Source organism: Colwellia sp. MEBiC06753 (assembly GCF_053470325.1).
Genome location: NZ_JBQMTM010000023.1, coordinates 1 through 25978 on the forward strand (window position 1 = coordinate 1; position 25978 = coordinate 25978).

Here is a 25978-nt window from a genome sequence, read left to right on the forward strand (position 1 = left end):
GATTAATGACATCTAGGGCTTGAGAAACGAGCATAAAAAATCCGATAAACAATGTTTATCGGATTTTTACATACTCAGAAGATCGTTCAATTGATCTGTAAATAAATGCCTAACTGATCGGCATTAGGTCAATCGCGGCCCTTAATATAAAGTTTGGTTGTTCCAAATGCATATTAAGCAACAATGAGTGATACTTTTTCAAAACAACCCGAAGGGCTATGGCTAATTTTCAACCTAACTACGTTGAAAATCGTTAATGTAGAATAACTACATTACACGCTTTTCGCCTTGTCATCTTAAAAATTAGCCTATAGCAGAGACTAAAATGAAAGATCACCAGACCCTACTTTTTATATTAACAGCCTGAGTAAAAGTCATAAAAAAAACCATAAAAAAAGGAAACCCAAGGTTTCCTTTTTAAAACAACATTTACCACTTATTTCGTTATTGTTTACTTAAATGGTAAGCGGCGCGTAGGTGTTTATCTACTGCCATCAGCACTTCATTACGACTAATTGTGCCCATTAATCTGCCGTCTTCATCAATAACCGGGTAAATTTTAGGTTTATCACCCATCATTCGTTGCGCTAGTTCAACAATACTGTCATTGGGTTTAGCGGTCAGCACTTCACTGCGCATCACGTCAGCAACATTTGCTATGTGTTCATGATAATAACTTGATTCAAGTAACTTACTTAATAAATCACTTTCAGACAAAAAACCAATAACCCTTTTATTTGAATCGATTACCGGCCCACCAAGTTGCTTAGTTTTAAGCAACCTAAACGACGCTTCTTCTATCACCATATCTGGTGTAAAAGTAACGGGATAATGATTCATGTATTTTTCTACGTTTACTGATTCCATGTGTCGCCTTTTTTAAAACCTAATTACTTCAAATTAACTTTAGACTGAAATCCCCAATAATTCATATTGTTATTGGCAAAAAATTTATTTAGCCAATCACTGCTTATTCCATATCGTCAGCAAATATTGCCGCTTTCGCTGCTTGACCTTCTACTCGGCTAGCGCGATACATACCGCTACTGTTAAATGGCATGGCAATATTACCTTTAGTATCAATAGCAATAACGCCACCTTCGCCGCCCGCCTCAACTAATACGCCGTTAACCACTGTTTCTGCCGCTTCCGCTAAACTTTTACCTTGGTATTGCATCCGAGCACAAATATCGGCTGCAACATGATAACGAATAAAATACTCACCATGACCAGTTGCAGAAACCGCACAACTTTCATTGTTAGCGTAAGTACCGGCACCAATAATTGGCGCATCACCAATACGGCCAAAACGTTTAGCTGTCATGCCACCAGTGCTGGTACCAGCAACAATATTACCTTGTTTATCTAACGCGACCGCGCCGACAGTACCAAATTTATATTCACTGTCTAAGGTTTGATGTGCTGCTTGGAAATCTTTTAACTCTTTTGTTTTTTCCGCTAACTTTTTCTTAGCTTTTAATAATGCCTTATAGCGAAATTCAGTATCAAAATAACTATTTTCAACTGATACTAAACCTTGCTGCAGTGCAAATTGCTCAGCACCTTCGCCACTTAACATCACATGTACTGATTTTTCCATTACCGCTTCGGCTAGGGCAATTGGGCTTTTAACAGTTTTAACCCCAGAAACAGCACCAGCGTTTAAAGTTTTGCCGTTCATAATAGATGCATCAAGTTCGTGGGTTTCATCATAGGTATAAACTGCACCACGACCGGCATTAAAAATTGGCGCATCTTCTAGTATTTGAATCGCAGCAATAACTGCCTCTTGGCTTGATTTACCTTGCTCAAGCAAGGCATAACCGGCATTCACCGCTTCTTTTAGCTTATTTTTATATTGTGCAGTAAGCGCTGGAGTAAACTTGGCTTTATCTATGGTGCCAGCTCCGCCATGAATGGCGATGGCAAAATTTGGGGTGGCGTTACTATCTCCACTAATGCCTTGTCCACTGAGTGTTTGTCCACTTAAAGCTGGGGCTGAAAGTACAGATAACACGGAAAAGATTGCTGAAAATTTAAAAGGCTTGGAAATTGAATTCATTATATTGACTACAAATTAAAATTAATGGCTTCAATTTAGTTGCCTTTAACCGCAATGTAAATAGCACAGTTTATTTACATTTAATGATAAACTGGTTAATGTTTTGTGGTCTAACCAGACTAATAAGGGACATTGCTCTATAGAGATACTGTTCCGCTCCTGCAACAACAATAACTAAGAATTAAAGATGCATAACCCAGTTTCTATCCGTTTCGAAAACAAAATCGCGATTGTCAGTTTAGATCGCCCTGAAAAACACAACGCCTTAAATATGGATATGTTTTATGCGATAAAAAAAGCGATAAAAAAACTGAAAGCAAACCGACAAATTCGCGCGGTTATCGTTAATGGCAATGGCGTTGATTTTTGTACCGGACTTGATGTGAAGTCGGTGATGAGCTCACCACTTAATACCTTACAGCTACTGTTTAAATGGCTACCGGGCCAATCAAATCTCGCGCAATACGTTTCCACTGGTTGGCAAGATATTCCGGTACCCGTGATTATGGTGCTGCACGGCAGAGTTTGGGGAGGCGGTTTGCAAATTGCACTAGGTGGCGATTTTAGGTTTGTCCACACAGACGCCAGTTTATCGATTATGGAAGCGAAATGGGGGTTAATTCCTGATATGGGCGGTACAGTGGCCTTGCGTGAACTTATCGCGACAGATAAAGCAAAACTACTCGCTATGACTGGCCGCGAATTAACCGCTAAGCAAGCTCAAAGCTTGGGGTTAATTACTAAAGCATGTGATGAGCCTTATGAAGCTGCTATGGCACTGGCTAAAGAAATTAGCCTTCAGTCACCTGACTCTGTAGCTGGAGTTAAACGCCTTTATAAGCAGGCTTGGTGGCACACTAAGGCATTTGCACTAGCACGTGAGTCTTGGTATCAAATTAAGATAATCAAAGGGAAAAATCAGCGCATTAAAACCCATAATCAACTAAAGCCAGATCAAGCAAAAGACTTTAAAGATCGCGGCAGTTGGTAATACTGTTCTAGCTCCTGAATTTCTCAAACCTCAAGTTTATCCGCTGAAATGGCTTACATAGCTTGCCATTTCAGCGAGATTTCAATTTACGTGACTTCTTAGCTAGATTACTTCTTAGCTAAGTTATTGTTGAGCTAGGTCTAACCTTAACTACATTTCTTGTTAACTACATTTCATCTTAACTAATAATTATCCAGCATTGATGGTTCAAAGGCTTCAATACTATCATGCACTTGCTGTTCACCCAGCTTTTGCTTTAATCGCTCTATTTCCTGATTAACGCTGCTGATAGTTAAGGTATTATTGTCTAACTCATAAACATACTTTAACGACTGAAAATAAAACGCCAGAATAATATCTGCGTTTTTATCGCCTTCCGAGTGAGCTTGCTTAATTTTAACTAACTTACGATAAATGCGGTTCTGTAACTGCTTTAGTTTCCAGACAAAATATACCGAAGTTAAATAAGGGTGGCGCTTTACACTATTGATGATCATTGCCATTGTCACTAACGCTAGCACAACACCAGCAACATTATATTTAAAGTTACTTTGGGTTTGTGGGTCGGTTATCGGCTCAGCAAACAGCGCTATAAATACACTGCCGAAAATCAATGATAACAGCGCAAATGTCACGACAAATGCGATAGAAAACACATTTAATGACTTTTTATATTCTTGTTGGTTAATTTCAATTAATTTCATAACATCTTAAATTATATGGATAAATTTGAATAACGTTGTACTTTGGCTTCAACACCACCAAACCAAACATTTTCATTACAGCTAATGCTTAGCTGCTGTTTCGCGCGAGTAATTCCGGTATAAACTAGCTCTCTTGATAGTAAATTATTGTCACTTTGTTTTGGCAGTACCATAGCAACATGAGCAAATTCACTGCCCTGAGTTTTGTGTATGGTCATTGCGTAAACGGGCTCATAAGCGGGTAAACGTGACGGGATTATCCCACGAAAACCGCTTTCATTATTAGCGGCATCTTCAAAATAAACCACTAAATTGCCCTGTTCATTTTTCCAAACCAAGCCAATATCGCCATTATACAGATTTAACCCATAATGATTTTCATTGATCATTATGGGTAAGCCGTGAAATAACTGATCGCGATATTGATAACCAAGTAGCTGTTCGATAACTTGCTGATTAAATGCTTCAACCCCTTCACTACCTACGCGGGTAGCGCATAATATTCGAAATTGACTGAGCGCAGCAAAAGCTTGAGCAATATCAGTTGCCTTAAGCAAAGGCCGATAATAACGTTCAACAACGCTAGATAACCATGATTGTTGATCAGACGGCAACAGATAAATATCGCCGTCTTGTTGACTATTTTCTTGCATATATTGCCAACTGCGCTGAGCATTGCCAGCGATAACGTCTATCGCTATTTTGCCAATCGCCCCTTCACCATCAAAACGACGACTTTTCATTAATAGTGATAAATGATCAGCACATGGTGCTTCGACTTGGCTATCCGCTTGGTATTTGGCTTTCGGTAGCTGTTGCCGCTGCTTGGCTGATAAAGCGCAAACCTCAGTTAAATAATCTTGCGCTGCTTGGCTATAACCAAGATGCGGGCGATGAGCAATATCCGCTAAGACACTACCTAACGCCACAGACGGCAGCTGATCGGCATCGCCAAGCATAATTACCTGACAATGCTCTGGCACCGCCCTAAATAACCGAGCCATTAACGGTAAATCAACCATTGAAACTTCATCAATAATTAGCACGTCAGCGTTTAGTTGATTATTAACGCCCTTTCTAAAGTTCACTTGATTAGGGATATACCCCAATAGTCGGTGGATAGTTTGCGCCGCGGTTGGTATTGCCGATAACACATCAGGTTCAATAAAACCGGAAAAGTTAGCCACCGCGCTGGCAATTGATTCAGATAAACGCTGTGCCGCTTTGCCCGTTGGCGCTGCAAGTTCAATGTTTATTTGCTGACCTCTTAACATCACTAACGCCGCTAGCAGTTTAGTGACGGTATAAGTTTTACCAGTGCCGGGACCGCCTGCAATCACGGTAAAGTTTTGTCGAATACTGTTGGCTACCGCCAGCTGCTGCCAGTCAATTTCCTCAACATTTTCAGCATCTGGAAATAGCTGGGTTATCACTCGCGCTATTGCGTTATTTTCAATGGGCAAATGTTGAGACAGCTTTGCTCGCAACGCCTTTTGTAACTCTTGCTCGAAAATAAAGTTTCTACGCATATAAAGGCAGTTATTTGCCAAAACCATTTCTTTTAAGGAAAGTGCTTTAGACGAATGTGGTTTTAGTGAATGAGGCTCTTGGGTATTTACTTCTAGGGTAAGCGACTCTAACTGTTCTTGATAAATACCTACTGCCTGCAAACAGCTTTCAATTTCTGCCAATGCCGGAAACTGATAACCATGATGCGTAATCACTTCTTGCTGTCTCTGAATACCCCAAACATGGTTAGCGAGCTTAGCTAATGGTAAACATGTATGACCTTGCCGTACCGACTCACTAAGAGCTGCTAACAAATGAAACCATAACGTTTGGTATTTTTCTGGAAGTTTTTCTTGCTGCTTGTCTTGGTGCAGCTGGTGATTTGGCTGCTCTACATTCCCCGAAAACTCAGCAACAAATTCTTTAGCAAAAAAATAATCAATAGCGGTAATGCCGGCCAATTGCTGTTGTGCCTGATAAAAACTAGTGTACATCATCAAACGTCTGCTCCAGCAAAAATTGCATCTAATGTCGCGAGCTCTTCGCCAGTGATATTGCTATAAAATACACCGGTATTATGCTGCTCGCTCTCATTGTTATTAGCTTTAACAATGCTGTCAGCGTTTTCACTTGTAATCGATGTAGTCATATTGCCCTGACCACTCTTACCACTCATGTCACTCTTGCCACTCATGCCGCGTAAATACAAATAATAAACCCCGCCAAAGTGTTGTTTGGCATCGTAATCTGGCACTCTAGCTTTCAACAAACGATGCAACGCCAATGAATAAATAAGATATTGCAAGTCGTAGTAACTTTTACTGATATTTTCATAAAGCGAATGCCACTGATAATCAAGGTAGCTATTACCTAAATGGCTAGACTTGTAATCGCAAACATAATATTTGCCCTGATGTTCAAACACTAAATCAATAAAACCATGCATCATGCCTTTTAGTTGCTGATAAGCTGGTAACTTAATCGATAAAGCGGGCTGTAAAGGATTAATTCGTTGACGGTGTTGTAACAATAAATCGGTTAATTGCTTAGCACTAGCATTGGTCATTGGGAAGTAAAATTCCTGCTCTTTTAATTGCTGTGTAGCCTTAAGTTGATTCAGCGTTAAGTTTGTTGCCAGTTGAGTATTAACAATATCGGTTAGCCAAGCATGAAACTCATCATCTTTCCATCCTTCGAGAATTGCCGCGTATTTTCCCCTAAGCTGCTCAATATGAGTGTGCCAATCACCACTTTCAAAGTCAGTTAACTCCATAATATCGTGTAATAAGTTGCCCGCTTGAGCGCCTTTTACCAAATCAAAACGCATATTGTTTTGTTGGCTTTGTCCTTGATGCTCTAGTGCCGACATATCTCGATCTGGCAAGGAAACCCCACCGTGACGTATATTTCGACTTAACGCGGTAAATGAACTTAGCCACCAATTTCGTTCTATCTTACTGGTAAATTTTGCTACTGACGGTTGTTCAATCAATTCGTTATGTACCGACAGTAAAGGCCCGGATTCAATCGCTTGCTCGGTTATAAGTTGACAACCTATTGCTTGAGGGTATTGGCTGGCTAATTCATCAAGTGATGCGGCTATTGATTGCTGTGCTTGCCAACCTAACGTTTTCCCTAATGGTGAGTCACTGGCTTTATCAAATGGCGCCACCATTAAATAACAACGCTGAGCGGCACGAGTAACTGCAACATAGAGTAAGCGTACCGATTCGGCATAGGCTTCTTCTGCCATAAGCAGCTTTTGCTGATCATCGCCTGCAAGCGCAGTAACAAGTTGCTGTTGCTGATTGTGGTACTCGATCACTGTAACTTGGCGATTACCTATCATGCGAGGATCTTTGTGGCGTGAGGCAAATGGCACAAATACCACCGGATATTCCAACCCTTTTGAGCCATGCTGAGTAACGATTTTGATTAAGTTCTCGTCGCTTTCCAGTCGCAGCTCAGCTTCACTGTCCACTACATCTAATTGTTGTTGCTGCTCAAACCAATGTAACAAGGCTAATGGTTGATGATGCCTGCTACTAGCCGACTGCAATAACTCAAACAAATGCATAATATTGGTTAGTGCTCGTTCTTTTTGCCCGTCTTGCACCTGAATATGGTTGTGCAATAGCTTAAGCGCCGCTGAAATAAAGCCTTTATGCTCCCAGTCTTCCCGCAACGCTTTAAATGCATACTTTAAAGACTGCCACTGCTGTTCATCATGGCTTATCGCCAACATTGACTCAGGCGTAAAACCTAATAACCCCGATGCGAGAGCGGCATTGAAATAGCGATCTTGCTCAAAATATAAAATGCCTTTCAACACCAGAATAAGTTGGCTCGCCTGTTCACTTAACCACAAGTTACTGCGGTTACTTAAATACACAGAGGCTATTTGTTGCTGGCTTAGCGCCTGCTTAATGATGTCAGCTTCGGTGCCATCACGCACTAAAATAGCAATATCTGCTGCTGATAGCTGGTCGCGGTTATCACTTAATAAACTAACAATTTTATTAGCAAGCCAAGTTGCCATGTGCGCTCTGAACGCAGGTTTAACCGATTGCCCTTCTTCGCCACCATTAAAGTAAACAAATTGCAGCGCTTTATCGTTATCGTTAAGCTTTAGCGGAACAATGGTATTAGACGGTTTTACCGGATGGTATGGAATCGCCGCACCAAAGGTATTTATGCCAGCGTCTTCTGCTGATTCATCTAATGCTGTGCCGTAAAACAACCGGTTATAACCCAGCAATACTCCAGCATTCGAGCGCCAGTTAGTGTCCATCACCCAAGCATATTGGCAAAACTGTCTTGCCGCTAAATACGTAAAAATATCGCCACCACGAAAACCGTAAATCGCTTGTTTAGGATCGCCAATCAAGGTTAAAAAACTTTGGTCACTTTGCTGGTAGATGGCCTTAAGAATATTAAATTGGTGAGGATCGGTATCTTGAAACTCATCAATCATTGCTGCCGGATATTGCTTAAGCAATTGCGCTGCTAAATGCTGACCGTCAGTTTGGGTTAATTTATTTGCCAGTACTTCTATAAGATCATCAAAACTTAACAGCGATAATTTTTGCTTTTTCTCGGTGATCGCTCGATTAATATCACCAATGCCATCAGCAACGATTTGATAGGCCTCAGCCTTTCGAAGTTGCTCACTTAGCTGTTGCACCTGCTTTTTCACTAAGTTAACGGGTTGGCAAATTTCATTAATTTCAGCTTTTGCCGGTGATCGACCAAAACGACGACCATCAATAAAGTTAGCTGGCATTGCCGACAAGTTTTCAAGTTCACTTGCTATTACCGAAGCCTCGCTTGCTTCAACTTGCGTCAACCAATCAATTAATTGGTTAAATTCGGCAATGCGTTCATCGCGCTTGGCGCCTTTTTGGTTATCAACTAAATACTCAAATAAGGTATTTTGACCATCCAATAAAGATAATTTGGCGGTAACCACCAATTGCTTAAATCGCATGGCAATATCTTGTTTTGATTGCACTTCAAGCGCATGTGCTTTACCTAAAACTTTGCCGAATACTTGAATAAACGACAATGGTTCTGGCCAAAACTCGGAAACTGTTAGGCTATGTTCAGGGGCAATTTTCGCGAGTTGTCGATACCAGTCTTGTACCGCTTCAATGGTTTGTTCCTGACAGTTTGATTCCATGGTTAAGTTAAACAGTAAGCCACTGTCAAAGGCATATTGACTTAACACGCGTTTACAAAAACCATGGATGGTAAAAATGGCCGCATCATCAAGAAATAACAAGGCTTTTCTAAGTAGTGTACAGGCTTTTTCTGCTGAAACCTTTTCAGCTAACGATTGATAAAAACTATCGTTTTGAGCAAGTTCATACCAATTAGCTAATGCGTGTCTTAGGGTATTACCGATACGACTTTTAATCTCTTCGGTAGCATCTTTGGTAAAAGTCATCACCAAAATTTGTTCAACACTTAGCTCGCGCTCAAGCAATAACCGCAGATAAATGCGGGTAATGTTAAATGTTTTACCAGTACCTGCGCTTGCTTCAATTAAATGCTTGCCATTAAGTGGCAAGGTTTGGGCATCAAGTGGAGTTAATTGCATTATTTCACCTTCTCCAACACTTGATACATGGTTTGATAAAGCGGCGTTATGCCTTGCATTACCTCACTTAATTCAGGGCATTGTGGCCAGAAAAATTTCATATAAGGATCATGACCAGGTGAGGTTAAACTGTTGGCATCAAACCAATAATTTTCAAATTGTACCTGCTCAAATGTCCGCGCAGCAAACGCTTTATCTGCAATTGCCGCATTGACTAATAATGGCTGCTGCTGACCAAGTACGTAGGTTTCAATTAGGCGTTGCAATTCCACTAATGGCTCAGCGATATTTGCACAGTGATATTGGATCACTTTTTGTTGCTTAGTATCAAAATAGCAACCGATAACCTCAGTTGCCGTAGTAATATCAGAGTTAGTTTCTCCATTACATGGAACTAACTCCGCTTTCAGTTGCGTCATTAACTTGGCAAAATATAGCGACATTAAATCTTTCGCTTTAGGTGTGGAACTGCGGTAAAAAGCAACGGTTTGAGCATGGTTCGCAGTTTCAGCAATGGGTAAGTTGGCACTTAACCCGACCTTAATTTTACGAGCGCGCTGTTTACTAGCACCCTGTTTTCCAGCCCCCTGTTTACGAATACCATAGCAAGGATCTGAAACCGTAAATACAATTTTAAAATGGTGATCAAGGGTCTGTGCCAGCCCTCGCTCAATAATGGCATTGGCAAACACGTTATTATCTTCCAGCCATTTATCAAAATAGCTGTCAGTGATCGGCGAGTCGGCAAAACTACCGGATAATTTCGCTTGAAACAGGGCCTGACCAATTGCCTGCTCTTCGCTTAAAGCCTGCGGTGTTGTATGAGCGTTGTTGCCGGAAAACGCTAGTTTAGTTTGTAATAATGTTTGCTTTAATTGATAGCTCGCCAGCCGGTCGTAGCTAAAGGTTTCGACATCTGATAACGCTACGCTTTGCTGTTCAAAATATAAGGACAAATTGCGCTGGGCGTAATACTTACTGGGATGTTGATAGAAACGAATAACATCATCAAGTTCTACCTCAAGTTCAATATCAGGCTCTAAATCAAGCTCTATATCAAATAAAGCATCAGCAACATGTTGCTCGGCGCTTTGTTCTTCATTTTGCTCGCCATGTTGTTCGAGTAAGTTATTTTCTGATTCTGCTTTGTTTAGTTCTGATTCATCTAGCTCTGGTTCACCCAGCTCAGGCTTGTTTAAAACTAACTGCAACCAATTTCGATCAAAACTTGGATATTTTCCTAAATAATTATGCTGACTAAATGCCTGCAACGGCATTTGCCTAATATCGCTTGGCTCTGATTCGTGGCTAGTAGATAGAGCCGATAGCTGGCATTTCCAACCGTAACCTTGGCTTAAATAATCAAACAGCTCCTGTAAAATAATACTCGGCTCTCTGGTTTTATTATTTTGAATACTGCGTCCTTGATAACTTAAATACAGTTTTTCTTGCGCTGAGACTAACGCCTCTAAAAACAAATATCTGTCGTCGCCTCGCCTTGAGCGATCGCCTAATTTAGCCGGAGATGTTGCCATTAGATCAAACGCTAATGGCTGACGAAGCCTTGGGTAATCACCATCATTAAGACCTAATACGGCAATGACTTTAAACGGAATACTGCGCATTGGCAGCATAGAACAGAACGTAACCTGACCTATCATAAACTGCCGGCCAGTATCTGGCGTAGCGAAATGCGCAGTTAAAAATTCGCGCACCACTTCCAAACTAAGTTGCTCGCCAAAGTTAGCATGATAGGTGTATTCAGCTAACAAGCCGATAGCTTGATTTAACGCGTTGATACTTTCTTCGGCGCTCGGATGATAAAGGCTTTCAACTAACTGACTTAAGTATTTTTGCCATTGCAGTGGTGTTTTATTCTGCGCCATTGTTAGCGCGCTGTGTTGGAGATTTTCCAAAAACAACATCAACTGCCCTAACAGCCGCGCGTTATCCCCTTCTACATACGGTAAGGTTAACCTATCTTCAACCACACTAATTTCATCACCGAAAGCAAAGCCTCTAATCAACTTTGATAAACCTTGCTGCCAAGTAAAAGCATTTGAAACCTGAGGGTTATTTAACACTTGGGCTTTGTGTTCAATTGACATGCCCCAATGCACGGCGGCTTGTTCTAACCAAAAGCTTAAAGTGTTGATATCTTCAAAGGTTAAATCAAATTGTTGCTGAATTGCGGGTAACCTAAGCATGGCCACCACGCTGGTAACATGAAAACGGCTGTCAGGAAGCGATAATAATTCAACAAATGCGGCAACTAAAGGATCGGCATCTTGCGCATTTCGATCGGCAATGGAACATGGCAGTGGCGGAATATTTTCATCAATATCGTGCCAACCGCGAGTAAAAACCGCATGTACATAGGGTGCATATTGCTCCACTTCTGGGCACATCACTAAGATATCTTTCGGCGTAAGTTCAGGATCTTGATTAAACTGATGCAATAACCAATCATGAAGCGCTTGTACTTCGCGAAATGGGCTGTGACAGCTGGTTATCGTTAAGCTGTCATCAATTAATTGGCTTGGCGCTTGCCTAGCGTCAGTTAACTGGAGAATATCGCGTTGTAGTTGCGATAGAATCGTTTGCTGTACTGTTATTTCGCTGTCGATATCCTCGAATACGTCAATATTAATTGTACTGATATTTTGTAATAACGAGAGAAATTCGCGGCCTTGTTGACCCCAGTTGGCTAATAGTGGGTTACCAACTAATGATGCAATATCATCAACGTTATCTACCCAGTCAGTCACTTGCTTAGCAAGTTGTTTTTCCGTTTGAATATCTCCCCAAAAATCAGCACAAGGATTTAAATGGAAAAAGTGAATATCAACGTACTGACCAAGTCTTTCAAGAAAATTTAGCCACATAGGCGGCATAGCATTAATACCAAAAAATGAAATTCGTTTTGGCAGTAACTCGACCTTTTGCGGTAGCTGTTGATCGGCTATTCGCATTAATTCATTGGGGTTATAAGGCGATTGTTGATGTAAGTGCTGCCATAACTTTCCTTGCCAACAGAAGCTGCTAGCAAAATCTGAGTTATCGGTTAATTCCGCAGGTGTCGTAAAGTCGCCCTGGCTCCATTGGTCAATCCACTGCGGTCTAAAAATTAAATATTGCTCATATAGATCGGCAAGTTTTACCGCTAATTGATAACGTTTATGTTGCTGCTCAGCAATCTTACCTGCGCTGTGCCAATAGCTTGTTGCCGGAGCAAAAGCATTGTCATCAGTGATATCTTGTTGTGCCAAAAGCTCAAATATCCGCCATACCAGCACTTCACGAGAATAAGGTGATTGCTCGGGAATATCATCGTCACTGGCAATATCACGCAAAAGTTTCCAAAGAAATTGTGCCGGCAACGAAAAATGAACATTCATCGATATACCACTAGTTTCGGCAATCGACATGTTTAGCCAATGCTGCATACCGGCATTTTGGACAATAATTTGTTCTTGTTCGAACAGGGAGAGTGGCGAGATTTGTTGGATTTTATTAAATAGCGCCAACAAATTATCCATTTTGTTCGCTGGATATAGGTAAATCAATCGTAAGCCAATTTAGAATTATTTTACGATAAATTTAATCACAGCCGCCCAACGAACTCTAGCGGTAAATTTATATTTAACTAAGAAATTTTAGGTTAGCAGCTTAAGTAATAAACCTGAAATAGGTTTGAAAATCTACTCCTAAATACGGCACTGTGTAGAAATCACCTTTATATGCGTGATAAGCACTGATCAGCCAAAAAACTGCTACAACAATAGTTAGTGCCCAACCAATAAGCGGAATAAAAGACAATATTGCCGACAAAATGATCAGTCCAAGCGCTTGTCTTAAATGAAAGCCAGCTAAGGTACTGCGATGGTTGCCATACAGTAAAATTGCGACTAACCAGCCAACAATGGTGAGATAGCTTAATACCGAAATAAAGCGATCTAAATCATGATCAGAATGTGCGTCCGTGTGCGAATGCATAATTACTACTCCCAATTACACCCTTACTTTAAAGTTAGCGCAAAATTGCCATCTCACAAGACAAACCAGCGTGATAAATTGGCTGATTTCTGATAATTTCTAGCTAGTATTTTGATAACTATCGTGATTTATGCCGGAAATAAAAATTAAAGCAATTGCTCGTAATCACAGCCAGTTTTTAATGGTGTTAGGTACGATTAGTTTGATATTGACAATCGCCCTAAGTCACCACTTTTGGCAAGAATTTCGATTAGCATTAATATTTATGCTGTTAGTTAGTATTGTGATCATTTTTATCGGTTATATCAAAAGGTTAGAGCCTGATTTTAGCTATACACTAACGCCAGAAGCTATACATTATCGTCATAAATATGGAAATTGGACCATAGCGTGGCGTGATATCAGGCGTATAGGGCCGGTTAAAGTAAACACTGGATTCTATCAGCAACAACTGCCTTACATCGGTATTAAGCTGAATGAATTTAGCAGCCTTTTCAGCGCTGTTTCACCAAGGCTTGCTAGCCGCTTGCCTCATGAACAACGCCCGTTGCTAACCATGGCTGTGAGCCAACAGCTTATACCTTTAGCACAAGCACAAATTAACTTTATGCCTTTTAAGCCTGTAAACCAGCGACCAATTAAAGGGCCGGTTGCGATGTTTTTACACCATACCAAAGCATTGGAAACCGCTTATGGCTATCACTTATTTCTTCCTGTATCGTCAATGGATAGGTCAATCGATGAGTTTCTTGCCTTGTTAAACGGTTGTAAACATTACCAATTTAATTATCCTCAGCAATAAGCTAAAAAACATTTCCCAACGCTAAACGTTAATAAGGCTCTACGTTTAATCACTTAACTTTAAACCGTTTAATTTTGCGCGTTAATCGTTTGGCTTGTAGCTCAAAGCGCTGACTTAACTGCGTATGTCGCTTAACGGTTAACGGTTGGTATAACAATTGTTGATATAACTGACAGACATTAATTAACTCTGCCTTTAACTCTGCCTTTAGCGCCGACTCTGCTATTGAAACTGAATGAGCAAACGCGACTGGCGATTGCGCCGCTGTTCGCGTAAAACCTTGTTGCATCAGTTGCTTCAATAACAAGTCAAATTGGTGCTGCCAACGCGGAATAGTTTGACGTACCGGCATGATTTCCTTAAACCATAAAATGAGTACCATCAAAATAAACACCGCAAACATTGCTAATGCAGCTTTCCAAAGTTTGCCGTTGCCAAACAAGCTATCTAACAACTTGGATTGCTTTTCCATGCTAAAGCTAATAACTAAGCGATTCCATTGATAATCAATGGCATCTATTTGCATTTTGATCTGTGTTAACCACGCCAAATTACTTAATGTTTGCCAGCTAAACTGTCCAGCCAAACCTTCACGCTCCTGCCTAAGCGCATCGGACATATTATCACTGACCCGATCGGGGCTTACCGCAGCGGTTGGATCAACTCTTACCCAACCTTGCCCATCAAGCCAAACTTCCGTCCAAGCATGGGCGTCATACTGGTAAATACTGTAATAATTGCCCTGCTGATTATATTCTCCGCCTAAATAGCCAGTCACTAGTCGCGCAGGTATACCTGCTGCTCGCATTAAAAAAGCAAAGGCACTGGCGTAGTGTTCACAAAAGCCAGATTTCGTTTCAAAGTAAAACTGATCCAAACTATTGTTGTTGAGCCTTGGCGGGCTAAGCGTATAAAAGTATTGCTGCTGCCTAAACTGGCTTAAGACATGGTTAATGAGTTCGCGGTTATCACTAAACCTTGCTCGCAAAGATTGACCTAGTTCGGTTAACTGTGGATTGCTATTATCAGGTAAGCGCAAATAAAACCGCTGAAATCGCGCCGGTAATTCAAGATCTTGCTTGGCATTGATAAAGCTTGTCACTTGATAACTTAAGGTTTTATTAATCGGTTTATGATAAATGAAACTAAAATCAGACAATTGTTTAATACGCTGATCATCAGTTTGCGCAGTATCTAGGGCAAATAACCAGCTTTGATTACTAGGCTCAGCCATGACTTGATAGTCATAAGAAAGCCCCGATAGTTCGCTAATATCCGGTTTAAATAACAAATAATTCGGTATGCTTTCTTTTTTGCCACGTGACCATTGGTTGTCATCAAAAATCGGCAATGTCATCGCTCGCCAATACATCGCCTGTTTAGCCGGGGCACTTGAGCTAAATTCAACCCTAAACGCCAATTCATCGGATAATGCCAACTGTGCGATATCGCCCGGTTTAACCTCACTGCCTAAGCCTGTTTTAGCCGTATTGGCCAGTGGTACTTGCCAAAATGGTGATAACCGTGGAAATAAAATAAATAGCGCAATGGCTAATGGCACACTAAACACTAATAGTTTAATGACTTGCTTAGGCGCCATCGAATATTTATCAACCTGAGCAAACTGCTGAAAAAGAAGTGAAAAATTTAGCACTACCGCTGCTACAACTAACAAGGTAAACCAAATACTTTGGAAGAATATAAGCGAGCAGGCGTGTAGAAATAAGCCAATGACCACCAACTGAAAAAAATCTCGGCGCTGTCTAATTTCCAACGATTTTATTGCATAGGCAAAGCAAATTAAGTGCACCATGCTAGAAAGTAACCCTAAGCTTTTACCATAAAGCACAATAATCATAGTGCCGGTTAGCGCAAACAACACCACAATCAATCGCGGGGTTGGTTTAATTTTCTGATTGGTTAAGCCACCAAATGGCTTCATATTAAGGCATCGAGTTAACTGCCAAACAAGGCTCAAACCTATTAATGCCAACATCCAGCCAGAGAGCTCTTGTACAAACAATAAAATAGTCGCCAGCTGTACCAACAACAGTTGTAGAAAATGTTTGCTGGATAATTGAAAGTGAGGCTTAGCACTGGTCATGCATTTTGCCTCACACTTGCTTTAGCACTTTCTTCCCCATTTTGGTTAACCTGATAAGGGTAGCGAGCCAATGCCGTTAAAGATAAATGTTTGTGTTGGTCACCATGATTAATCGCTATTTGTTGATTGGGCAACGATAAGCCAAAGTCCGTGTCGGTTTGGCTATATTGCAAAATTAAATAACATAAATAACTGAGCCGAGTTTCAATTGGCGCTGGTGGCAGCATATCAAGCGATAATACTTGCGACTGCCCTATTTGCTCTTGATAATGCTTAGTAAGTTTACCTTGTCCGCGCGCCAATTGTTTCCATGCCACACGCGACATTGACTCACCCAGTTGAAATGCTCTAAGCTCATAAAACTCATCGCCAGTATTTCCTGTGCTTGCATGCAGCCCTTGTTCACCACATGCCAGCGTATTATTTAATTGGCTGCTAGCAATCGCTTTGGGCGCAGGATAAACCGTAATTTCATGATCAAAATCTAACCATGACCACACGCGAAACAAGCCAAACGGATATTCGCTAACAATTTTTACTCGTCCAGGTTTAATTATGCCGCGCTGGCGTGCTTGATAAACAATGTGCGCTCGCTGTACTTGGTCCACCTGTTTAATCAAGGTCATCGGTAACTGCCGATAGCCTATGCTTAAGTTATATTTAGGCGCTTGCGCCTTGATGACCAGCTCAATATTAATCACCTGCTGATTAAATCCTTTCGCTTTAGCATTGGAACTAACAACAAGACCTTTTACGTTAAAAAATGCCGCTAACGTACACGTAATAAAAAAACTCGCCATTAAATAACTGAGTAAAATAATGACATTATTCTGATAATTAGTACCCAGTAAAAACAGCAATAACACCACAAAAAGAAAGACTAAGCCAAAGCTAGACGGGAAAATAAAAATATTGCGATTGGACAACTCAAATTGCTGTGCTTTAGGTACCCGACGAGTTAGCCAGCGATCAAAACGTTGATTTATCCGCTGGCTAATTATTGACTGTACTTGGGCAAACATAACGCTATTGTTATGGCTTTAACGGCTGTAAGACGTCAACAGCTTCAAGAATTTTAGCTGATAGTGAGTTACCTGACGATAACACAATTACCCCCGCATCTAAGCGATGCTCGCAAACATTAGCAAAAACCGCTTGGACATCTTCAGGTATTACATAGTCTCGTTTCTCCATATAAGCCCATGCTTTTGCGCAGGCCAATAATGCTTTACCTGCTCTTGGGGAAAGTGGGTTACCAGCAAAGTCAGGGTTTCGGCTAACCGTCGACAAACCAATAACATATTCTAACACTGCTTCTGATACCGCAACTTGACTTACCGCCTGCTGAATAGCAATTAATTGCTCATGGCTTAAAATTGTCGAAATAGCGGCAATTTTTTGTTTTAAACTATCTCCCAGTAAAATTTGTTTTTCTGCTTCAACATCAGGAAAGCCAAGGGATAAGCGCATGGTAAACCGATCTAATTGCGACTCAGGTAACGGGTTGGTACCGGCATGAAACAATGGATTTTGTGTAGCGATAACAAAAAATGGTGATAACAATTCATGGGTCACGCCATCAATACTTACCTGATGCTCTTCCATTGCTTCAAGCAGTGCACTTTGCGTCTTAGGGCTAGCACGGTTAATTTCATCCGCCAGCATTAACTGGCTAAAAATAGGCCCTTTATGTAGCACGAACTTATTAAGTTCAGCATCGAATATTGAAATACCGGTGACATCAGAAGGCAACATATCACTGGTAAATTGTGTACGCTGAAAGCTTAATCCAAATACTTTTGCCAACACTTGTGCCAGCGTGGTTTTACCCATGCCAGGTAAATCTTCAATCAACAAGTGTCCTTTAGCCAATAAACAGGCAACGGCCAACTTTACTTGCTTAGGCTTACCTAAAACTACTTGGCTTATTTGCCCTATCACGTTATCAATTAAGTTTTCCATATTGCCAGTTACCACATTTAATTCTGCTTGCTACTATCTCAGAAAATATCATCTGACACAAAAAACACGTATAAAAAAAGCCGCTAAAAGCGGCTCTGTTAATTCAATGTTTAGGGTAAAACCAATAAACTAATTAGCTATTACGTGCACCAACTGCTTCATTGAGTTTAGCTAATAAGGTTTCCGTATCATTCCAGCCAATACAAGCGTCAGTAATACTTTGACCATAAGTTTCTACCTTGCCATCAACTAAATCTTGGCGACCTTCCACTAAGTGACTTTCTACCATCACACCTGCGATATCGGTATTGCCTGCTTCAATTTGACCACAAACATCTTCACAAACCAGCATTTGGTTTTCAAATTTCTTGCTGCTGTTAGCATGACTAAAGTCAATCATAATGCGGGTATTCACACCAGCTTTATCAAGTTGGCTCGTTACTTCCTGAACACTATCACTATCATAGTTTGGCGTTTTACCACCGCGCAAAATAATATGACAGTCAGGGTTACCCGCTGTTTCAACAATCGCGGAATGGCCAAGTTTAGTTACCGATAAAAAGTGGTGTGAAGCACTAGCGGCACCTATCGCATCAATGGCAATTTTTATTGTGCCATCAGTACCATTTTTAAAGCCAACAGGACATGATAAACCAGACGCTAATTCACGGTGAACTTGGCTTTCAGTGGTACGTGCGCCAATTGCGCCCCAACACATAAAGTCCGCCATATATTGTGGCGTGATCATGTCTAAGAACTCACCGGCTGTTGGCAAGCCCATGTCATTTAAATCTAACAATAATTTACGTCCCATACGTAAACCATCATTTAAATTAAAGCTGTTATCGAGATAAGGATCATTAATTAACCCTTTCCAGCCGACAGTGGTGCGCGGTTTTTCAAAATACACTCGCATGACCACTTCTAAATTATCTTTATATTTTTCACGTAACTTTACTAAACGTTGACCATATTCAATAGCAGCGTTAGTGTCATGAATTGAACAAGGGCCAATAACCACTAACAAACGATTATCTCGTCCGTTATAAATATCACTTATCGCTTTACGGCCTTCAAAAACTGTTTCCGACGCTTTCTCAGTGGCAGGAAATCGCTCAATTAAGGCGATAGGAGGTAATAATTCTTTGATTTTACTGATGCGAATATCGTCGGTTTGATACATGTTTATTCTCTTTTTTTTACTTCATTTACTAAATTATATTTACGTCTAGACACCTAGATGACTTAACCCGCAGTTAATCTAACAGGATATCTGAGCAATACCAACATTAAATACGAAAAACAGGGTATAATTTAACGTAACTTTAACAAGTGCCGATTTTGCTCAACGATAATTAGCTTAGGGCGTGTTGCTCTTTCAAGTTTGTTTTGCAGCAGTTTGTCGAAAATTTATACACGGAAGCACTTTTGATGTGTGGTTATTCCCCATGATAAAGTGCTAACACAGTAGAAATGACAACAAACGCTGCCTGAAAGGTTCGGCTAAAAGCGTTTTACTCATTGTTGTGAGGTGGTTTGCTTAGATGACTAGGCGTCACACCTCACGCCGCGATTAAAACGCTTTTATCTCGAACGAAAATTAAACAGCAAAGATCAACACGCCCTAATGAGTATGTTTATTTAACTGGCACAGATAATACATTGGACCCTATGACAAGTTACAATACTGCATTGCCACTGATTGACTTGCATCGTCATTTAGATGGCAATATTCGCCCTAGCACCATTTGGCAACTTGCCGAAAAGCATCAAATTGCCTTACCCGAAAAAACACTGAACGAATTTTTACCTCATGTCCAAATTCAGCACAGTGAGCCAGATTTACTGGCATTTTTAAAAAAGCTCGATTGGGGCGTAAAAGTTTTAAAAACCTTAGACGATGTCAAACAAGTTGCTTTTGAAAATGTCGAAGATGCCTACAATGCTGGCATTAGCTACGCGGAATTAAGGTTTTCTCCTTTTTATATGGCCATGACCCATCAATTACCGGTTGCCGATGTCGTTGCCGCGGTTATTGACGGCGTTGCCAGTGGTCAAAAACATTACCCAGTAAAAATTAATTTACTGGGCATTTTAAGCCGGACCTTTGGTGTTGAGCATTGCACCACTGAGCTCAACGCACTTTTGGCTCACAAACAGCATATTACTGGGCTTGATTTAGCAGGTGATGAATTAAACTTCCCAGGCGATCTATTTACCGAATTGTTTACTACCGCGCGAAATAATGATTTTCGCATTACAGTGCATGCTGGTGAGGCGTGTGGTCCCGAAAGTGTTTGGCAAGCAATTCAGGTGTTGGGCGCAGAGCGTATCGGTCATGGCGTAAAAAGTATTGAAGATCAGGATTTACTTGACTATATGGTCAAGTATAATATTGGACTCGAATCATGTTTAACCTCGAACTTTCAAACGGGCACGGTTAGCGACTTGCATCAGCACCCAATAAAAGCGTTTCTACGTAACGGTAACTTGGTATGTCTTAACACCGACGACCCAGCTGTAGAAAATATTGAACTTAAGCATGAATTTGAATTAGCAAAACAGCTGTTCGACTTTAGTGAACAAGAAATTACTCAATTGCAAGAAAATGCCATTGCCATGAGTTTTCTCTCAGACAGTGAAAAACAACAGCTACGTACAATAAAAACAACACGTTAAGGAAGTACAGATGACAGAAGTACTTATATCACTAGCAACTGGTGCATTAGTTGGTATTGTCTTCTCTGCAATGAAGTTGCCATTACCTGCCCCGCCAGTTTTTGCTGGTATTGCTGGTATTTTCGGCATATATCTAGGCGGCGTTGGCTATCATTGGATAGTTGAACGATTTTTTAGCTAAACTTTTTAATTAAGTACATAGTTAAGTACATTATTAAATACTTGGTTAAATGCATAGTTAAATACTGATTAGCGAATATATTGACTAAAATAAAAAACATTCATCTTATTATTGAACATAACCCTTCAGTAAAACACCCTTGATAGCAGTACTTTCTGGCTTGAAACTTACTGAAACCTACGACAAAAGGTTTTATTATGACTACACCTCATATCGAAGCAGCAGTTGGCGATTTTGCCGAAACCGTATTAATGCCAGGCGATCCGCTACGCGCTAAATTTATTGCTGATAACTTTTTAGAAAATGCCAAATGCGTAACACGCGTGCGAAATATGTTTGGCTATACCGGCACTTACAAAGGTAAAAAAGTTTCTGTAATGGGCTCAGGCATGGGTATTCCATCAATTTCAATTTACGCCACCGAACTATATAAAGATTACGGCGTCGAAAACATCATTCGCATTGGCTCATGTGGCGCAGTGCGTGATGATATCAAAGTACGCGATGTCATTATCGGCATGGCAGCCAGCACCGACTCAAACGTTAATCGCAGCCGTTTTAATCAATATGATTTTGCTGCTTGTGCTGACTTTAGCTTACTGCATAAAGTAGTAAACACCGCATCAACCTTAGGTAAAAGTATTCATGTTGGTAATGTATTTACTGCCGATTTGTTTTATACCCCTAACCCTGAAATGTTTAGCAAAATGGAACAAATGGGTATTTTAGCGGTAGAAATGGAAGCAGCGGGCTTATATGGTGTTGCTGCTGAATATGGCAAAAAAGCGTTAGCGGTATTAACCGTAAGCGATCATATTAAAACCGGTGAGCAAACCACCGCTGATGAGCGTGAAAATACCTTTAAAGATATGATGGAGTTAACGTTAGAAAGCGTGCTTTAATTAACTTCTCATTCTTCATCGATGAGTAAACATAAAAAAGGCTAGCAATTGCTAGCCTTTTTAGTCTATGTTTTATTTAGCGTGAATATTACGAATTAGAAGAAATTCGCTTTAAATTCAATACCAAAGAAACGACCTTCATTGATATAACCCGTTAAGTTATTAAAGTCGATTGCACCAGTGAGTTGCTCTTCGTCAGTAATATTACGGCCATATACTGCTACTTCATATTCAGCATCATCACCAAACCACTCATAACCTACACGTAAACCACCTTCTAATAAGGCGTCACCTTCAAACTCTACTGACTCGTATAAGAAGAAGTTAACGTCGCTGCGGTATGACCAATCTGAATAAACGTATAATTCACCGTTGCCTAATTCTTTAGACCAGCGAACAGCAAGGTTTGCAATCCACTCTGGTGATTGTGGTAGTGCATTACCATCAATTAAAGCAAAACCTTGATCGTTGATTGGATCTTTAACTGTACAGCTTGCACCACATGGCGCTACACCTAAGTCACTCTGTTGAATTTCAGTGTTGTTATAGCTAACGCTACCGGTAAACACTAAATCTGCAGTTGCGTAGTATTCACCATCTAATTCAAAACCGTAACCCACTGCTTTATCAGCGTTTAATAACGTTGCTAAGTTGCCTGAGCCACCTACCGCTGTTAATTGTTGGTCTGATACTTGATAATAGAAAATCGCACCATCTAAGCGCCCCATATTATCGGCAGTCGTTGTTTTAAAGCCGGTTTCAATAGAGGCAACCGTTTCTGAATCAGCAGTTGTTGCGTTACCAGAGAATAACAAGTTACGACCTTGAATACTTGGTGCGCGGTAACCTCGAGCGATACGACCATAAAGGTTAGTTTGATCGTCATAGTGATAGTTAATGCTAAAATCACCACTAACTTGAGAATCTGAAACATCTGTTGCTTCGCTAAAGCCTGGAGCGCCAAATGGAGATTGTACTAAAGTACCGTCCCACTCACGTTCATCGTCTGAATAGCGTAAACCACCGTTAATTTTTACTTTATCAGAAACATCGTAATCAATTGAGGCAAATACCGCCCATGCCGTTGTTTGCATGTTTTGAACAGCTAAACCATCTTGAGCACCGTTAGCTAAGGTGTTAAAACTTAAGTTATTAATCGTTAAATCTTCATCAAAGTAGAAGAAACCAAATTGATAATCCAAAGCGCCTAACTCATTACTTGCGATACGAAGTTCTTGAGTTAACTGCTTGTGATCTGGCATTTTAGCGCCAGTTTCTGATGGGAATGGAATAAAGCCAGGGCCCATATACGGTAAAAATGCCGCACCATAACCACCGTCAATATCACCAACTGAGAACATTTCAGCTGACTCATAACCACTTACAGACGTTAACGTGTAATCGCCCATATTGTATTCAAGCTTTAAGTTCGCACCTTTCATGTCGATAGTTTGCTTGTTACGGCTTGCGGCATCGTGATAAATAGTATCGCGATCAAAACCACTGACTAAGTCATTAGTACCTGGCTTAATGATGTTGGCACGAAATACACGGGCATCGGCTTCAGCATCTCTAAAGTGGTAGTTTAATAATGCGTTAAAATCAGCATTTGGTTCCCACAATAATTGAACTCGACCAGCAGTCTCACTGTAACCGCCTAATTGATCTTTTTGCTCAAAGCCTGGCGCTTTGTTATCAATGTAGTCATCGCGATCTTGTTGTAAAAGTGAGATACGACCTGACAAGGTATCAGTTAAGCCACCACCAACAGCTACACGGAAATCTGTTGAGCCGTAGGTACCGTATGAACCAGAAACATTAGCATCAAAATCTTGCGTTGGTCTTTTCGACTGAACTTTAATAATACCGGCAGTAGTGTTACGACCAAACAAAGTGCCTTGTGGGCCGCGTAAAACTTCTACGCGCTCGATATCAAACATCGGCATACCTTTGGTCAAGGCATTTTCCAAAACAACGTCATCATAGATTAATGAAACTGGTTGCGAAGCAAGTAAGTCAAAATCGGTATTCCCTAAACCACGCATGTAAAAACGCGGAAAGGTACGGCCAAACGATGACTCAATTAATAAGCTAGGCACTTTTGCAGACAAAGCACGAACGTCCATGCCTGAAGAGCCTAATACTTCTAATTTTTTAGGGGTTAATGCGGAAATGGCAATCGGTACATCTTTGACGTTTTCTGTTCTTTTACGAGCAGTAACTTCAATAACTTCGATGCCGACAACTTCATTTTGACTTGCCGCTTCTTCTGCGTAAGCTAGGTTTGCGCTAGTTGCTGCGATAGCTGCATTCACGCATAGTGCTAAAGACGACTGTTTTAACAGTTTCATCATATTCTCCCAAGGATTAAAAAAATATTTATTTTTAGTGAGTTATTATTATTATTTTCACTTTATCTTCGGGAGCTAATTGTAATCGTTAAATAACAATTCGTCTAAAAAACTTGACCCATAAGGCAACTTTTTTACATTAAAAATGTCAGAAATTGTTTGGCCTAAGTCTGCAAAGGTGTTGCGTTTGCCTAATTCAACGTCGCCAATATTATGGTGATAAGCAATAACGGGGACATATTCGCGGGTATGATCACTTCCCGGCCAAGTAGGATCACAGCCATGATCAGCAGTAAAGAATAAAATATCATCTTCACTCATTGCCGCTTTAATATCACTGATGCGCAGATCAAACTCTTCAAGTGCTTTACCATAGCCAACCGGGTCACGCCTGTGGCCATAATCTTGGTCAAAATTAACTAAGTTGGTAAAAATTAATGAATTATCAGGTGCGGTTTTAATATGTTCAATGGTGGCATTAGTCAGCGCATCAATACCCGTTGCCTTAGTTTTAATCGTTACCCCTTGATGGGCAAAAATATCAGCAATTTTACCGACACTTATAACCGTGCCACCACTTGCAGTTAAGTGATCAAGCACTGTCGGTGATGGCGGTAAAATAGAATAGTCGCGACGATTACCAGTGCGTTGGAAACTTTTTGCATCTTCACCGACAAATGGACGGGCTATTACTCGACCAATATTTAACGGTTCAACAATTTTCTGCACAATTTCACAATAGCGGTATAAATTTTCTAAACCAAAATGCTGTTCATGAGCGGCTACCTGAAACACGCTATCAGCACTGGTGTAACAAATAGGTAAGCCAGTTATAATATGCTCTTCACCCAGTTGCTCAATAATCACTGTACCAGAGGCATGACAATTACCTAGCATGCCACTAAAACCGGTCGCCTGATTAATTTTCGCCATTAACTCATCAGAAAAACTATGGGTTTTATCGTGAAAATAGCCCCAATCAAATAGTACGGGAACGCCAGCCATTTCCCAATGACCAGACGGAGTATCTTTACCGGTACTGATTTCTGCAGCATAACCGTAAGCCCCTTTTATCTTGCTGTTTTCATCGGTATGGGCAATAACTTTGCCACTGGCTTGATTAGCCAATTTAAATAATCCAAGTGACGCCATATTGGGCATATTCAATGGTCGACCTTCGGACTGTTCAAAAACTGACGCTAGATTGGCTAAGGTATTGGCGCCAACATCACCAAATTTTTCAGCGTCTGGGGCTTCACCTACGCCAAAGCTATCAATGACCATTAATATGACTCGTGCCATTATTACTCCTAAAAGCTTGATTCATCAAACTGACGAACGTCAATGCTAAAGTGCGCTATCGTCAGTTATTATCTCTTAAATTTTAAGCGATCTGCGCTTATTAAGCGAAAGATCACACTTAGCTTTATAAATGCAATAAATGAATAACTATCATCCATTAATTTTAAAGTTTTTACATAATAAACATGACCAATCGGTCAGCTTATGGTAATTTAGCACTTTTTTAAACAAGACAACATATTTACCGAACGATTAGTTTTACCACAATCAATCTCGCTATTTCTCTTCCGCTAAAATGGACATTAATTAGCCAAAGAAAAATGAGAATTCATCA

The 25978-nt window shown here is 40.5% G+C and carries 18 protein-coding genes; 5 read left to right on the top strand and 13 right to left on the bottom strand.

Annotation, left to right across the window (positions count from 1 at the left end):
• Positions 1–444: 444 nt before the first annotated feature.
• Positions 445–867: a CBS domain-containing protein gene (locus ACOB82_RS15610; protein ID WP_448213914.1), complete on the bottom strand. Its 423-nt coding sequence runs from the start codon at positions 865–867 to the stop codon at positions 445–447.
• A 103-nt stretch (positions 868–970) separates the two neighbouring features.
• Entirely contained in the window at positions 971–2062 is a 1092-nt protein-coding gene (locus tag ACOB82_RS15615; RefSeq protein ID WP_448213915.1) for an isoaspartyl peptidase/L-asparaginase family protein, read from the bottom strand.
• Positions 2063–2249: 187 nt separating this feature from the next.
• Here ACOB82_RS15615 and ACOB82_RS15620 point away from each other — a divergent pair, with 187 nt between their 5' ends.
• Positions 2250–3053 (top strand): crotonase/enoyl-CoA hydratase family protein, encoded by an 804-nt coding sequence (locus ACOB82_RS15620; RefSeq protein ID WP_448213916.1) that lies wholly within the window; start codon positions 2250–2252, stop codon positions 3051–3053.
• Between the two features lie 182 nt (positions 3054–3235).
• Here the strand turns inward: ACOB82_RS15620 and ACOB82_RS15625 are convergent, their stop codons facing one another.
• From ACOB82_RS15625 to ACOB82_RS15645, 5 genes are all read right to left on the bottom strand, one after another.
• Positions 3236–3757 (bottom strand): DUF3087 family protein, encoded by a 522-nt coding sequence (locus ACOB82_RS15625; protein WP_448213917.1) that lies wholly within the window; start codon positions 3755–3757, stop codon positions 3236–3238.
• A gap of 11 nt (positions 3758–3768) precedes the next feature.
• Complete coding sequence (gene recD / locus ACOB82_RS15630) at positions 3769–5763, bottom strand: exodeoxyribonuclease V subunit alpha (protein ID WP_448213918.1); 1995 nt, start codon at positions 5761–5763, stop codon at positions 3769–3771.
• Positions 5763–9365 (bottom strand): exodeoxyribonuclease V subunit beta, encoded by a 3603-nt coding sequence (recB, locus tag ACOB82_RS15635; protein ID WP_448213919.1) that lies wholly within the window; start codon positions 9363–9365, stop codon positions 5763–5765. Before recB ends, recD begins: the two co-directional genes overlap by 1 nt.
• Entirely contained in the window at positions 9365–12931 is a 3567-nt protein-coding gene (gene recC, locus ACOB82_RS15640; protein ID WP_448213920.1) for an exodeoxyribonuclease V subunit gamma, read from the bottom strand. Before recC ends, recB begins: the two co-directional genes overlap by 1 nt.
• Before the next feature lie 103 nt (positions 12932–13034).
• Positions 13035–13361: a DUF4870 domain-containing protein gene (locus tag ACOB82_RS15645; RefSeq protein WP_448213921.1), complete on the bottom strand. Its 327-nt coding sequence runs from the start codon at positions 13359–13361 to the stop codon at positions 13035–13037.
• Between the two features lie 130 nt (positions 13362–13491).
• Between ACOB82_RS15645 and ACOB82_RS15650 the strand changes: the two genes are divergently transcribed.
• Entirely contained in the window at positions 13492–14163 is a 672-nt protein-coding gene (locus ACOB82_RS15650; protein ID WP_448213922.1) for a DUF2982 domain-containing protein, read from the top strand.
• A 49-nt stretch (positions 14164–14212) separates the two neighbouring features.
• Here the strand turns inward: ACOB82_RS15650 and ACOB82_RS15655 are convergent, their stop codons facing one another.
• The 4 genes from ACOB82_RS15655 to aroG all read right to left on the bottom strand — a co-directional run bounded on the left by ACOB82_RS15655 (position 14213) and on the right by aroG (position 19412).
• Positions 14213–16267, bottom strand: a complete 2055-nt coding sequence (locus tag ACOB82_RS15655; RefSeq protein ID WP_448213923.1) for a transglutaminase family protein — start codon at positions 16265–16267, stop codon at positions 14213–14215.
• Positions 16264–17289: a hypothetical protein gene (locus tag ACOB82_RS15660; protein WP_448213924.1), complete on the bottom strand. Its 1026-nt coding sequence runs from the start codon at positions 17287–17289 to the stop codon at positions 16264–16266. Before ACOB82_RS15660 ends, ACOB82_RS15655 begins: the two co-directional genes overlap by 4 nt.
• 10 nt (positions 17290–17299) lie before the next feature.
• Positions 17300–18229, bottom strand: coding sequence for an AAA family ATPase (locus tag ACOB82_RS15665; RefSeq protein WP_448213925.1), 930 nt, complete (start codon positions 18227–18229; stop codon positions 17300–17302).
• Between the two features lie 133 nt (positions 18230–18362).
• Positions 18363–19412 (bottom strand): 3-deoxy-7-phosphoheptulonate synthase AroG, encoded by a 1050-nt coding sequence (gene aroG, locus ACOB82_RS15670; RefSeq protein WP_448213926.1) that lies wholly within the window; start codon positions 19410–19412, stop codon positions 18363–18365.
• Positions 19413–19900: 488 nt separating this feature from the next.
• Between aroG and add the strand changes: the two genes are divergently transcribed.
• The 3 genes from add to deoD all read left to right on the top strand — a co-directional run bounded on the left by add (position 19901) and on the right by deoD (position 21991).
• Positions 19901–20908 carry an adenosine deaminase gene (gene add, locus ACOB82_RS15675; RefSeq protein ID WP_448213927.1) on the top strand — a complete coding sequence of 336 codons (1008 nt, stop codon included), beginning with the start codon at positions 19901–19903 and terminating at the stop codon, positions 20906–20908.
• 10 nt (positions 20909–20918) lie between these two features.
• Positions 20919–21089: a XapX domain-containing protein gene (locus ACOB82_RS15680; RefSeq protein ID WP_448213928.1), complete on the top strand. Its 171-nt coding sequence runs from the start codon at positions 20919–20921 to the stop codon at positions 21087–21089.
• 197 nt (positions 21090–21286) lie between these two features.
• On the top strand, positions 21287–21991 hold the full coding sequence (gene deoD, locus ACOB82_RS15685) for a purine-nucleoside phosphorylase (RefSeq protein WP_448213929.1): 705 nt from the start codon (positions 21287–21289) through the stop codon (positions 21989–21991).
• Positions 21992–22086: 95 nt separating this feature from the next.
• On the opposite strand, the gene ACOB82_RS15690 is transcribed toward deoD, so the two are convergent.
• Together ACOB82_RS15690 and ACOB82_RS15695 are read right to left on the bottom strand one after the other, a co-directional pair.
• On the bottom strand, positions 22087–24342 hold the full coding sequence (locus ACOB82_RS15690) for a TonB-dependent receptor (RefSeq protein WP_448213930.1): 2256 nt from the start codon (positions 24340–24342) through the stop codon (positions 22087–22089).
• A 75-nt stretch (positions 24343–24417) separates the two neighbouring features.
• Positions 24418–25644, bottom strand: a complete 1227-nt coding sequence (locus ACOB82_RS15695) for a phosphopentomutase (RefSeq protein WP_448213931.1) — start codon at positions 25642–25644, stop codon at positions 24418–24420.
• Positions 25645–25978 lie beyond the last annotated feature (334 nt).